This is a genomic window from Flavobacterium psychrolimnae (assembly GCF_003312425.1).
Taxonomy (GTDB): Bacteria; Bacteroidota; Bacteroidia; order Flavobacteriales; family Flavobacteriaceae; genus Flavobacterium; species Flavobacterium psychrolimnae.
Genome location: NZ_QNUX01000006.1, coordinates 61,700 through 73,954 on the forward strand (window position 1 = coordinate 61,700; position 12,255 = coordinate 73,954).

Annotated in this window: 14 protein-coding genes; 12 read left to right on the forward strand and 2 right to left on the reverse strand. The window is 34.1% G+C overall.

Translation table 11 applies throughout. The features are described 5' to 3' along the window. Nucleotides 1-23 precede the first annotated feature (23 nt). Entirely contained in the window at nucleotides 24-731 is a 708-nt protein-coding gene (pepE, locus tag DR980_RS07855; RefSeq protein WP_113634747.1) for a dipeptidase PepE, read from the reverse strand. Nucleotides 732-862: 131 nt separating this feature from the next. Between pepE and DR980_RS07860 the strand changes: the two genes are divergently transcribed. The 8 genes from DR980_RS07860 to DR980_RS07895 all read left to right on the forward strand — a co-directional run bounded on the left by DR980_RS07860 (nucleotide 863) and on the right by DR980_RS07895 (nucleotide 7,874). Beyond that, nucleotides 863-1,633 carry a hypothetical protein gene (locus DR980_RS07860; RefSeq protein ID WP_244199278.1) on the forward strand — a complete coding sequence of 257 codons (771 nt, stop codon included), beginning with the start codon at nucleotides 863-865 and terminating at the stop codon, nucleotides 1,631-1,633. Then, nucleotides 1,623-2,351, forward strand: a complete 729-nt coding sequence (locus DR980_RS07865) for a carboxypeptidase-like regulatory domain-containing protein (protein ID WP_244199279.1) — start codon at nucleotides 1,623-1,625, stop codon at nucleotides 2,349-2,351. The genes DR980_RS07860 and DR980_RS07865 overlap by 11 nt, the downstream gene beginning before the upstream one ends. After that, entirely contained in the window at nucleotides 2,338-3,099 is a 762-nt protein-coding gene (locus tag DR980_RS07870; RefSeq protein WP_113634750.1) for a carboxypeptidase-like regulatory domain-containing protein, read from the forward strand. Before DR980_RS07865 ends, DR980_RS07870 begins: the two co-directional genes overlap by 14 nt. Before the next feature lie 38 nt (nucleotides 3,100-3,137). Then, nucleotides 3,138-3,893, forward strand: a complete 756-nt coding sequence (locus tag DR980_RS07875) for a hypothetical protein (RefSeq protein WP_244199280.1) — start codon at nucleotides 3,138-3,140, stop codon at nucleotides 3,891-3,893. Nucleotides 3,894-3,973: 80 nt separating this feature from the next. After that, the gene (locus DR980_RS07880; RefSeq protein ID WP_113634753.1) at nucleotides 3,974-4,477 is read left to right on the forward strand and encodes a DUF6702 family protein; all 504 of its coding nucleotides are present in this window, start codon (nucleotides 3,974-3,976) and stop codon (nucleotides 4,475-4,477) included. Between the two features lie 65 nt (nucleotides 4,478-4,542). Beyond that, nucleotides 4,543-6,786 carry a M1 family metallopeptidase gene (locus tag DR980_RS07885; protein WP_113634755.1) on the forward strand — a complete coding sequence of 748 codons (2,244 nt, stop codon included), beginning with the start codon at nucleotides 4,543-4,545 and terminating at the stop codon, nucleotides 6,784-6,786. Nucleotides 6,787-6,897: 111 nt separating this feature from the next. Next, nucleotides 6,898-7,299, forward strand: coding sequence for a twin-arginine translocase TatA/TatE family subunit (locus DR980_RS07890; protein WP_113634757.1), 402 nt, complete (start codon nucleotides 6,898-6,900; stop codon nucleotides 7,297-7,299). Continuing rightward, a complete protein-coding gene (locus DR980_RS07895; RefSeq protein ID WP_113634759.1) occupies nucleotides 7,299-7,874 on the forward strand; it encodes a phosphatase PAP2 family protein in 576 nt (191 codons plus the stop codon). The genes DR980_RS07890 and DR980_RS07895 overlap by 1 nt, the downstream gene beginning before the upstream one ends. A 122-nt stretch (nucleotides 7,875-7,996) precedes the next feature. On the opposite strand, the gene DR980_RS07900 is transcribed toward DR980_RS07895, so the two are convergent. Then, complete coding sequence (locus DR980_RS07900; protein WP_113634762.1) at nucleotides 7,997-8,638, reverse strand: O-methyltransferase; 642 nt, start codon at nucleotides 8,636-8,638, stop codon at nucleotides 7,997-7,999. A gap of 81 nt (nucleotides 8,639-8,719) precedes the next feature. On the opposite strand from DR980_RS07900, the gene rlmN reads away from it, so the two are divergent. The 4 genes from rlmN to DR980_RS07920 all read left to right on the forward strand — a co-directional run bounded on the left by rlmN (nucleotide 8,720) and on the right by DR980_RS07920 (nucleotide 12,240). Then, the gene (gene rlmN / locus DR980_RS07905; protein WP_113634765.1) at nucleotides 8,720-9,763 is read left to right on the forward strand and encodes a 23S rRNA (adenine(2503)-C(2))-methyltransferase RlmN; all 1,044 of its coding nucleotides are present in this window, start codon (nucleotides 8,720-8,722) and stop codon (nucleotides 9,761-9,763) included. A gap of 79 nt (nucleotides 9,764-9,842) precedes the next feature. Next, nucleotides 9,843-10,820 (forward strand): polyprenyl synthetase family protein, encoded by a 978-nt coding sequence (locus tag DR980_RS07910; RefSeq protein WP_113634768.1) that lies wholly within the window; start codon nucleotides 9,843-9,845, stop codon nucleotides 10,818-10,820. Between the two features lie 147 nt (nucleotides 10,821-10,967). Continuing rightward, nucleotides 10,968-11,528 carry an RNA polymerase sigma factor gene (locus tag DR980_RS07915; RefSeq protein WP_113634771.1) on the forward strand — a complete coding sequence of 187 codons (561 nt, stop codon included), beginning with the start codon at nucleotides 10,968-10,970 and terminating at the stop codon, nucleotides 11,526-11,528. Further along, nucleotides 11,515-12,240 carry a hypothetical protein gene (locus tag DR980_RS07920; RefSeq protein ID WP_113634773.1) on the forward strand — a complete coding sequence of 242 codons (726 nt, stop codon included), beginning with the start codon at nucleotides 11,515-11,517 and terminating at the stop codon, nucleotides 12,238-12,240. Before DR980_RS07915 ends, DR980_RS07920 begins: the two co-directional genes overlap by 14 nt. Nucleotides 12,241-12,255: the final 15 nt, after the last annotated feature.

Consider the following 12,255-nt stretch of genomic DNA (forward strand, 5'->3'; position numbering starts at 1 on the left):
TTTAATCTTTACTCGTTTCAGAATCATTTTATAAAGTTCAAATCAGTTCCAGTTTCTAATTCTTCAGGAATTTGATTTTGTCGAAACAATCGCGCGGTCAAATTGCCTTTCAAAGTAATTGATTCTCCTTTTACGTCTAGCCAACTGCCTTCTCTCAATCCTAAAACCGGAACAGTATTAAATGCATGATATTCCTTAATTCGTGTTTCTCGTGTTTCGCCCATATGTTTGGAAGAAGTGTCAGGATCTAAATAATGCGGATTCAAATTGAAAGGAATTAATCCAAGGGTTTTAAAACTTGGCGGATAAACTATCGGCATGTCGTTTGTGGTTTGCATCGTAAGTCCGCAAATGTTGCTTCCTGCGCTTGTTCCTAAATACGGGGTTCCATTTTTCACAACTTCTGAAAGGATTTCCATAACATTATTCTTATATAATTGGGATACGAGAACAAAAGTATTTCCGCCTCCTGTGAAAATTCCTTCTGCATTTTTTACAGCTAATGCAGCATCTTCGAACTGATGAATTCCAATCACTTTCTTATTTATTTTGGCGAAAGCCAAGCTAACCATTGCAGTGTATTCCTGATGCGAAATCCCACCAGGTCTGGCGTAAGGAACAAAAAGAATCGTATTGCAGTTTTGAAAATGCAATTGCAATTCCGGTAATAAATACTCCAGATAATTCTCGTTTGCAAGTGTTGAAGTGCTTGCGATTAGTATGTTTTTCATTTTTGGTGCATAATTTGTGCTAAAGATATTAAATCAGTCTTTTTTATTTCAAATTTTTAATTAACATTTTTTTACCAAGTCTTTAGTACTTAATTTGGAATGCATTAAGATACTTTTACGAGGTGTCAATAATGGCTTTCAAAGAGATGATTAGAATTGTGTACTTATTTTTGGCTTTTGCTGCAACAAATGTTTGGTCACAAGAAGCGTCCCGAATGCAGTTGAACGGAAAAGTGACTGCTGATGTTTCGGTTTTAGAAGGTATTTATGTTATAAATAAAAAAACTGAAAAGTCTTCAATTACGGATCGTGACGGTAATTTTTCTATTCAAGCAGCTGTTGGAGACACATTACTATTTACAGCGACGCAGTTCAAAGAGACAGCATTGTTTTTGACGCAAGATCATTTTGCTCAGGGAATTCTTTATGTGAAACTTGCGCCAATCGTGAATCAACTGCGGGAAGTGATTGTTCGAAATGGGATTAACGCAACTTCTCTGGGGATTATTCCTAGAGGTCAGAAAATTTATACTCCGGCAGAACGCAAATTATATACAGCCAGTGATCTTAATGCTTCAGCAAATGCGGGTAGCATGATGGGAGGATCAGTTTCGGCGGATCCATTGTTAAATTGGATTTCGGGAAGAACTAAGATGTTGAAAAAAGAAGTGGAGATTGAAAAGAAAGAATCTTATTTACGACAGTTAGAGAATATGTTTACCGCGGATTATTTTGTAAGTAAATTGAAAATTCCTGCTGAATATGTCAAAGGATTTGAATATTACAGTATCGAAAATGAACGATTTGTGACGGTTCTGAAATCTAAAAATGTAACAATGACTACTTTTTTGATAGGAGAATTAGCTACGAAATATAAAGAAATAATTGCCGGTGAAAATTAAAAATACGCTACAGTTTATAATCCTTTTGTTGGTTCAAGTTGCCTTTGGGCAGACCAATAATACTAAGGAAATTCGAGGGAAAATAACCGCAGATTCTGTTGCAGTTGATCGCATTAATATTGTGAATATAACAACAGAAAAAGCAACGGTTTCTGATGCGAAAGGTTTTTTTACAATACCCGTAAAAGAAGGTGATGTTTTGGTATTTACAGCCGTTAATTTAGAAGGTCTTCGCCGGAAAATTACTAAAGAGGATTTGATAGAGGAAGTTCTAACGGTGATAATGCTCCCAAAAAGTATTATTTTGAATGAAGTTGTTGTAAATGAATCTTCTATTACTGCTGAGAGTTTACGAATTATTCCTTACGGTCAAAAGAATTACACACCTTCAGAAAGGAAATTATATACAGCAACTTCCGGTGGAGGAATTGACGGGCTTTTGAATACAATATCCGGTAGAAAAGCCATGTTGAAAAAGGAGATTATTATAGAAAAGAAAGAACAGCTTTTGGCTAGAATTGATGTGCTTTTTGAAGATAAATATTACACGGAAACATTAAGGATTCCATTGGACTATATCAAGGGATTTCAGTATTATTGTGTTGATGATGTTGCCTTTGCAAATGCGTTGCGAGCAAAGAATAAAACATTGATTATGTATTTAATCGTGAAACTTGCTGAGAATTATAATGAAATTATAGCCCTTGAAAATAAATAGCATTTTATGGGGAATGTTCTTTATAATATGCCAAATCTCTTTTGGACAAACTCTCGATGAAAAGCTGCTTCGTGGAAAAATCAAAGTCGATTCTGTTGGTATAAACGGAATAAATGTCTTAAATTTAAAAAACGGAACAAAAACACAAACAAATAGTGCTGGAGAATTTTTTATTTTGGCGAAAGCCAATGATGTATTGGTCTTCACTGCAGTCCATCTAAAAACCTACAGGAAAACGGTAAGTTCAAGTGATTTAGAAAGTGAGTTGCTGCTGATTAATCTGGAGCCAAAAACTACAGAACTCAAGGAAGTAATTATTCATGAAAGTCAAATTAATGCGCTTTCATTGGGGATTGTTACTAAAAATCCTTTGAAATATAGTCCGGCGGAAAGACGCTTGAAAACAGCTGGAGATTTTAAACCGATACACTTATTGAACTTGATAGGTGGATCAATGCCACTGGATCCGCTATTAAATAAGATTAATGGAAGTACAAAACGACTCAAGAAATTAGTCATTTTGGAGAAAAAAGAAAAATATGTCCAATTAATTTCTGAATGGTATGATGATGATTTTTTTACCACCAAATTAGGAATAGCACCTGACTATGTAAATGGTTTTAAGTATTATTTAGTGGAAAATGAAAATTTTTTACAAGTTTTAGAATCTAAAAATAATCAAAAGACCATTTTATTTATGGTAGCTTTGTCACAAGAATACAAAAATGCACTAAATCATGGAAATTGAGAGTAGTTTAAAAACAACAATGTTTAAAAAAAATAATGATGAAAACTAAAATAAAAATATTGTGCTTTCTTTTCTTTTGCCAACTTTCTTTTGGGCAAAATGAAACCCGAAAGTCACTCCACGGGCAATTTGTAAATGAAACCGTTTTGGTGGACAATGGCTATGTTTTTAATTTGAATTCAAAAACGAGAACTTTTATTAGCAATCAAGGTTTTTTTGATATTTTGGCCAAAGCCAAAGATACGTTGCTGGTTTCAAGTCCCTCTTTCAAGTCCAAAAAAATCGTACTTCAGGAAAAGGATTTTTTAAAAACGTTGTTTGTAATCAATTTAGAGGCGCAAACTACACTTTTGAAAGAAGTAATTGTAAAAGGTAAAATGGACATAAAGCCTGCTATCGGTAATTCTCAGTCAATCGTAGACACGCAATTTACAGATGATGCAAAATCTTCGCCTATAAATAGAACGATGCCTTCGGACGGAACCATAGAAAACGGAATGGATTTTGTTAGAATATTTAAAATGGTTTCCAAAGTATTTAAAAAAGATTCGGATGAAAAAGCAAGATTGAATGCGCAAGCAGATTTTTCTGATACCGTTTCTAAAGGGTTGGATCGCTATTTTTTCACCAATACCTTGAAATTGAAATCGGAAGAAATTAGTCTTTTTCTGGATTATTGCGAAAGTGATCCGAAATCAAAAAATCTTTTGAAAGAAGAAGACGAATTTTTACTTATTGATTTTTTAATCACCAAGAATGAAGAGTTTAAAAGAATTACTACTTTTGAAAAATGAAATCGCCATGATTCCAGAATACAAATAAGATTGAAGAATGGCGATACCATTTTCCCGTAAAAAACAAATAGAATCTTCGAATGAAAAAAACAATCTTAATTACTTTTTTTGGGTTACTATTTTTAACGCTAACATCTTTTAGTGTACATAAATTTTATGTGGCGTTGTATCAGGTGAATTACGCTCCCGAAAAGAAAATGCTTCAAATCACAGCCCGGATATTCGTAGATGATTTGAATACTGCAGTTGGAAAAAAGTACAGTAAAAAAATCAATTTAGGTTCCGAAAATGAAACTATTGAAGATGTGAATCTTCTGAAAAAATACTTCAGTGAAAAATTTTACCTACGGGTAAATGGTCAAACTAAACCCCTACATTTTTTAAGTAAAGAGATGGAAGGCGACGTACTTATCTGTTACTTCAATATGAGAGAAATCCCAAAAGTTAATTCTCTGGAAATCTTTAATTCAATTATAATTGAAGGCAATTCAGAACAACAAAATATCATGCATTTTAATGTTTCTGGAGTCAAAAACACATTGCTTTTTACAGAATCCACATCCAAGGGAATGTTAAAATATTAATTAATTTAGATACATCTACTTAAAATTATTATTTTCACGCATTGAAATAACCAGATTTCCACTCTATGAAAAAATTATCTTTATTATTGTTTTTTCCAGCATTGTTATTTGCACAGGAAAAAACAGCGCCGGTCACACCTAAACAAACCGGAAAGTACGACACGAATAAGTTTAGTCAAATGTATGATTTGTTAGCTACGCCTAACATGTTTCGTACGGCTTCAGGAGCTCCAGGCCCGGCTTACTACCAACAACAAGCGGATTACAAAATTAGTATTGAGCTTGACGACAAGAATTCCAGATTAAGTGGTTCAGAAACCATTACCTATTATAATAATTCCCCTGATACTTTAGAGTATTTATGGGTGCAGTTAGACCAAAATCAAGCTGCTAAAAACTCACAAACTCCTTTGGCGGAAAGCCAAAGAATGGAACAGGTTTTTCCAGCGGGAGGTTTTGCTAATAAATTTTTGAAACAAGAATTAGAGCGCGGATTCAATATTGAGTTTGTTAAAGATGCCAAAGGAAATTCATTGTCTTATACCATCAATCAAACCATGATGCGTATCAATTTGGCAACTCCAATGAAACCGGGAGAAAAATTTTCTTTTGCAATCAAATGGGCTTATAATATTAACAACTATAGAGCAGAAGGCGGTCGTTCAGGATATGAATTATTTGAAAAAGACGGAAATAAATTATATGTAATTGCTCAATTCTATCCTAGAATGGCGGTTTATAATGATGTTGAAGGATGGCAAAATATGCAGTTTTGGGGAACAGGAGAATTTACATTGCCTTTTGGGAACTTTGATGTAAATATCACCGTGCCTGCGGATCACGTTATGGAAGCAACAGGCGAGCTGATGAACAGAAGCGAAGTGTTTACTCCGGAGCAAGTGAAAAGATATGAATTAGCTTTGAAATCATACGACAATCCAGTTGTTATCGTGACGCAAGCGGAAGCAGAAGCAAATGAAAAAGGATTTTCTGATAAGAAGAAAACATGGAAATTCAGTGCTAAAAACGTTAGAGATTTTGGTATTGCTACTTCACGAAAATTCATTTATGATGCAATGGCAGTTAAATTAAGTGAGAAAACGGTAATGGCAATTTCGGTTTATCCTAAAGAAAGTAATCCTTTATGGGGAGAAACTTCGACAAGAACTGTAGCGCATACTTTAAAAAGTTATTCTGCACATACGTTTGATTATCCTTATCCAAAAGCAGTTTCAGTATCTGCGGAAGATCAGGGTATGGAATATCCAATGATTTGTTGGAACTACGGTCGTCCTGACGAAAAAGGAGTGACTAGTGAGCGTATTAAAAATGGTATGATTGGAGTAGTGGTGCATGAAGTAGGACACAATTTCTTTCCTATGATTGTAAACTCTGATGAGCGTCAGTGGTCGTGGATGGATGAAGGTTTGAATACTTTCATGCAATACATGGCTGAGCAGGAAATGGGAACAAACTTCCCTTCAAGTCGTGGTCCTGCAAGTAAAATTGTTCCTTACATGAGCGGTGATCAAAAATTCTTGGAACCTATTATGTCTAACTCTGAAACAATAGTTCAGTTTGGTGCAAACGCTTATGGTAAGCCGGCAACAGGTTTGAATATTCTTAGAGAAACGATCATGGGAAGAGAATTGTTTGACCATGCGTTTAAAGTATATGCGAACAGATGGAAATTCAAGCATCCTACTCCGGAAGACTTTTTTAGAACGATGGAAGATGCTTCGGCAGTAGATTTAGACTGGTTTTTTAGAGGATGGTTTTACTCCACTGATTTTGTAGATATCGGTGTGAAAGAAGTAAAACAATATTACGTTTCTGAAACTGTTACTAAAGAGCTAAAAGATGCAACCGTAAGAAGAGGGCGTTTTGGACAGGAAAAAGGACCTTTCGTATATTTAGTTCCTGGAACTAGCGAAGAATTATCTGCAAAAGAAAAGAAAGCATTAGCAATTGCGGATGTAAATTTATTATCGGATTATGTTAATAAAAATTTTACAGCAGATGAAAAAACAAAATTAAAATCTCCAAAATATTTTTACGAAGTAGAGTTCAATAAACCTGGAGGAATGTTAATGCCACTTATCGTTGAGTTAACTTACGAAGATGATTCGAAAGAGTCATTCAAATATCCAGCTCAAATTTGGAGAAAAAATAATGATACCGCTAAGAAAGTATATGGAACTGAAAAAGCAATCAAAAAAATCCAAGTGGATCCAAAATTAGAAACTGCCGATATTGATGTGACCAATAATACTTGGCCGAAAGAAGAAGTAAAATCTAAATTTGATTAAATAAAAATAAAATTTCTAAAAAAGACTCTGAAAAGAGTCTTTTTTTTATGAAAAAATTAAAAGTCAAAGATTCAAAATTTGATATCTTTGTAACAATCAAAAACAAAAAATATGTTTGGTATAGGTGGAGGCGAATTAATTTTTATCATGTTTATAGTGCTTATGCTTTTTGGTTCCGATAAAGTTCCTGAAATAGCCCGTACCATGGGTAAAGCAATGGCACAATTGAAAAATGCAACGAATGACATTAAAAGTGAAATTCAAAAAGGAGCTGAGGCAAATGGATTCGATGCGAAAACATTGACCGATTTTAGGGGGAATATTACCTCTGAAATCAATAAAGCAAAGGATAATTTGTTAGGCGATACATCTCAATTTACTGATATAACCGGCAACATTACTTCTGAAATTAATAAAGCCAAAGACAGATTGTTGGCAGATACAACCGCTCCTATTGAAACTACTAAAGAAGTAATAGAAGACATTACAGGTCCAATAAAACGTCAGGTGTAATGTTAGAAAAATTACTTTCTTTAGATACGGAATTGTTTGTGTTTTTAAATAGTTTGGGGTCAGAAAACTATGATGGTTTATGGTCATTCATTACTAAACAAAGCAACTGGATTCCTCTTTTTTTACTTTTGCTATATGTGATATTCAAAAAACTTGGAGCAAAACAAACGCTCTATTTACTGCTGTTTGTAGCGGTATTAGTGACGTTTACAGATCAAATGACCAATGTATTCAAAAACGGATTTCAACGCTTGCGACCGTGTAATAATCCTGAAATAAAATCCTTCATACGCATCGTTCAATTCAGGGGTTCTTTTAGCTTTTTCTCTGGTCACGCGTCGAATTCAATGGCTGTTGCAACATTATTATATTTTACTTTAAGACAGTATTTCAAATATTTTTGGCTCTTGTTTTTATGGCCATTTATCTTTGCGTATAGTAGAATTTATCTCGGATTGCATTATCCATTAGACATTTTATCAGGTTATTTATTTGGATTTACCTCGGGTTTTTTGATGTATAAAGTATACAAAATGGCCCAACAAAAGTATTTTCCGTTACGGATAAGGGACTAGGAGCCATTTCCTGCTCTACGCTGTATCTTTTTCTTATGATTCTTCCTTGGGTCAGAATAACAAGAAAAAGGATGCCGCTCCCATCAGGGCTAGGCAGTTGTCTTGAAAAGGAATAGTTGAATTTACAAGACTCTACTCACCGTCAAACCATCGCGAATAGGTAATAAAACAGTTTCTACCCTAGGATCATTTGTCAGCAATTGATTATATTCCAATAATATTTTTGTACTCAAATCTTTAGGATTCAGTGGTTCTAATACTTTACCGCTCCACAAAACATTGTCGGACAATATTATTCCGCCTTTACTCATCTTTGGAACAATCAATTCAAAGTAGTTGAGGTAATTTTCTTTGTCGGCATCTATAAAAACCAAATCAAATTTTATGTCCAGTGTTGGAATAATGGCAACTGCTTCTCCTAAATGTTGGAAAATTTGTTTTCCCCAAGGGGATTTGTCAAAATGCTTGCGCTGAAAATTAACTAATTCTTCTTTGATGTCAATCGTGTGCAATTGTCCGTTCTCCTGAATGCCTTCGCACAAACACAGCGCAGAATAGCCGGTATACGTTCCGATTTCTAGAATATTCACAGGTCGAATCAATTTTGACAACATACTCAAAACCCGACCTTGGAAATGTCCGCTCAACATTCGCGGCAACAAAATTTTCTGGTAGGTTTCCTTGTTTAAAGCCGCCAGTAATGCTGGTTCTTTTTCAGAATGTTGCTCGATATAATCTTCTAATTCTTGGGAAATGAAATGCATTATTTGAATTTTTTTCAATTGAGAGCAAAGTTATCAAATTATCAAATCAACAAATCAACAAATTGTCATTAAATTTGCACCATGGAAATCGATAAAAAAGACATACGCGCCTTATCAAAAGAACAATTGCGTGATTTTTTCGTTGCTAATGACGATAAAGCCTTTCGTGGAAATCAAGTTTATGAATGGTTGTGGAGTAAAGGCGCACATAGTTTTGAGGATATGACCAATGTTTCTAAGGGAACACGAAATATGCTGGAAACGCACTTTGTTATCAATCATATCAAAGTGGATACGATGCAGCGCAGTGAGGACGGAACTGTGAAAAATGCGGTTCGTTTGCATGATGGTTTGGTGGTCGAGTCGGTTTTGATTCCTACAAATACAAGAACAACAGCTTGTGTTTCGAGTCAAGTAGGCTGTAGTTTGGATTGCAACTTTTGCGCTACAGCGCGATTAAAAAGAATGCGTAATCTAGAACCGGCTGAAATCTATGATCAGGTAATTGCCATTGATAAAGAAAGCCGTTTGTATTACAATCATCCGTTATCGAATATTGTTTTCATGGGAATGGGCGAACCGCTTATGAACTATAATAATGTGTTGAAAGCAATCGAAATGATTACTTCTCCGGAAGGTTTAGGAATGTCGCCTAAACGTATTATGGTTTCTACTTCGGGAGTTCCTAAAATGATTAAGAAATTAGCTGATGATGACGTGAAATTTAAACTTGCCGTTTCACTACACTCGGCAATTGATGAAATTCGATCTCGAATTATGCCGTTTAGTGCTAATTTTCCTTTGTCAGATTTACGTGAATCATTAGAATATTGGTACCGAAAAACCAAAAGTAAAATCTCCTACGAGTATGTCGTTTGGAAAGATATCAACGACAATAAAGCTTCCATAGATGCTTTGGTGAAGTTTTGCAAATACGTTCCCTGTAAAGTAAATCTTATCGAATACAATCCAATTGATGACGGGGAATTTCAACAAGCTTCGGAAGAATCTATAGATGCATACATAAAAGCACTTGAAGCAAGTGGAATTGTGGTGAAAGTTCGTCGTAGCCGCGGAAAAGATATTGACGCCGCTTGTGGACAACTTGCCAATAAAGAAGCCTAGGAATTTTCTTTTCGAAAAATATTCAAAAGAATGACCGCAGTTGTAAGATTGCAGGCTAAAATTGTATCTTTGAATTCTAATGAATATTACTTCACAAATAAAACAGCCCATTTTTGATGAAATGGAACTTTTTGAAAAAAAGTTCTATGAATCGATGAATTCGCAAGTGGCTTTGTTGAACAGAATAACATATTATATTGTCAACAGAAAGGGCAAGCAAATGCGTCCAATGTTTGTTTTTCTGACTGCCAAAATGGTTTCAGCCGGAATAGTAAATGAACGAACGTATCGTGGTGCGTGTGTTATCGAATTGATTCATACTGCGACTTTGGTTCATGATGATGTGGTAGATGATAGTAATCGCAGAAGAGGTTTTTTCTCGCTGAATGCACTTTGGAAAAATAAAATTGCGGTACTTGTGGGTGATTATTTATTGTCCAAAGGATTGTTACTTTCTATAGATAATGGAGATTTTGACTTACTCCGAATTATTTCTGTCGCGGTTCGCGAAATGAGTGAAGGCGAATTACTTCAAATAGAGAAAGCCCGTAGACTCGATATCACAGAAGATATTTACTATGAAATCATTCGAAAAAAGACAGCGACACTTATTGCTGCTTGTTGTGCTCTTGGCGCAAAATCCGTTATTGAAGATGAAGTTCAGGTAGAAAACATGCGGAAATTTGGAGAGCTCATTGGAATGGCTTTCCAAATAAAAGATGATTTATTCGATTATACCGATGAAGCTATTGGGAAACCAACTGGAATTGACATAAAAGAACAGAAAATGACTTTGCCTCTTATTCACGTTTTGAATACCTGTACTTCAAAAGAGAAAACATGGCTTATCAATTCCATAAAAAACCATAATAAAGATAAAAAACGTGTCAAAGAAGTTATTGCTTTTGTAAAAAACAATAACGGTTTGCTTTATGCAGAACAAAAAATGGTAGAATTTCAACAAGAAGCCCTTTTGCTTTTAGATAATTATTCGGATTCTGAGTTTAAAGATGCGCTAATTTTGATGGTAAATTACGTGATTGAAAGAAAAAAATAATTTTTTTTAAAATATTTTTCTCTCGTTAACTATTGATTTTATTGACTTTTTTGGTTTTTAATTTGTAAAATCAAATTTTTTATATTTAGGATGCAACCTTTTTGCATCGTCAATCGTCTATACTTATAGAAACACTTTATAAAAATTTTGAAAGTAATCAACTTACATCAGGAGGAAAATGAATTAATTCAGTTAGCTGTCGAAAATAATCGGCAAGCACAACAGCAGATTTATACTAATTTTTCTCCAAAAATGTTAAGCGTTTGCCGCCAATATATAAAAGACATTCATCAGGCCGAAGATATTATGATTACCGCTTTTATGAAAGTGTTTACTAATCTGAAAAATTTTCAACACAAAGGAAGTTTCGAAGGTTGGATAAGAAGGATCATGGTCAATGAATGTATTTCTTTTATCCGAGTTGAAAAAAAGCTAAAATATATTGAAGATGAAACCTGTTTTGAAGAAAGTTTCAATAATACTGAAAGCCAATTCGCAATAGCCGACATTCAATTCTTGATAGACAGTTTGCCAGATGGGTACAAAATGGTTTTCAATTTATATGCTATCGAAGGATTCAAGCATCATGAAATTGCTGATATGTTAGGGATTAAGGAAGGAACATCAAAATCGCAATTGTCACATGCCAGGAAAATGCTGCAAGCACAGATTAATACCTTAAAAAATTACGAGTATGGAACCGAATAAATTAGATCTTGAAATAAAACAGAAGTTAGAGCATAGAATGATTCAGCCTTCTGCACAAGCTTGGGATCGATTGGAAGCTATGTTAGATTCAGCTGAAAAAACAAAAAGCAAACGCAATATTAATTGGATTTATATTGCTGCGAGTTTTGTAGGTTTTCTACTTGTATGCACTGTTTTTTTTAATGGATATGAAATTGTAAAAGTAGATCCGATAGCTCCAATTGTTTTAGAAGAGAAACCAGATGAGAATAATTTAGAAAAGCCAGAAATACTGCATAAAGACGTTGTACCTAGCCAGATTCAAAAAACAATAACTAGGGAATATAGAGTTATCGCTGAAAATAATAAAGTAAATAAGCAGTCAAAACAACATAATAACAAAGAGGAGGAAGCTTTAATCATCAATCAATCAAAAGAGAATGAGACTGTATTTAATCCTTCTGAAAATAAGAATTACCAATCAACCAGTACTAATAGATACGTTTCAGCAGAAAAATTATTAGCTGAAGTTAGTAACACTAAATTTGAACCTAAAACTACTGATATATCAATTGAAAAAACTAGAAAAGCTATTTCTGTAAATCCAAATAGTTTATTATCTAGTGCTGAAACAGAACTAAATCAATCATTTCGAGAATCGGCATTGGATAAATTCAACAAGAATTTTAATGCTATAAAAACAGTTTTAGTCAATAGAAATTACGAAGAATAAATCAAAATCAATCAT

Coding starts and splice junctions, on each gene's coding strand:
- pepE (WP_113634747.1), bottom strand. CDS start 731: ATGAAAAACATACTAATCGCAAGCACTTCAACACTTGCAAACGAGAAT.
- DR980_RS07860 (WP_244199278.1), top strand. CDS start 863: ATGGCTTTCAAAGAGATGATTAGAATTGTGTACTTATTTTTGGCTTTT.
- DR980_RS07875 (WP_244199280.1), top strand. CDS start 3,138: ATGAAAACTAAAATAAAAATATTGTGCTTTCTTTTCTTTTGCCAACTT.
- DR980_RS07880 (WP_113634753.1), top strand. CDS start 3,974: ATGAAAAAAACAATCTTAATTACTTTTTTTGGGTTACTATTTTTAACG.
- DR980_RS07885 (WP_113634755.1), top strand. CDS start 4,543: ATGAAAAAATTATCTTTATTATTGTTTTTTCCAGCATTGTTATTTGCA.
- DR980_RS07890 (WP_113634757.1), top strand. CDS start 6,898: ATGTTTGGTATAGGTGGAGGCGAATTAATTTTTATCATGTTTATAGTG.
- DR980_RS07895 (WP_113634759.1), top strand. CDS start 7,299: ATGTTAGAAAAATTACTTTCTTTAGATACGGAATTGTTTGTGTTTTTA.
- DR980_RS07900 (WP_113634762.1), bottom strand. CDS start 8,638: ATGCATTTCATTTCCCAAGAATTAGAAGATTATATCGAGCAACATTCT.
- rlmN (WP_113634765.1), top strand. CDS start 8,720: ATGGAAATCGATAAAAAAGACATACGCGCCTTATCAAAAGAACAATTG.
- DR980_RS07910 (WP_113634768.1), top strand. CDS start 9,843: ATGAATATTACTTCACAAATAAAACAGCCCATTTTTGATGAAATGGAA.
- DR980_RS07920 (WP_113634773.1), top strand. CDS start 11,515: ATGGAACCGAATAAATTAGATCTTGAAATAAAACAGAAGTTAGAGCAT.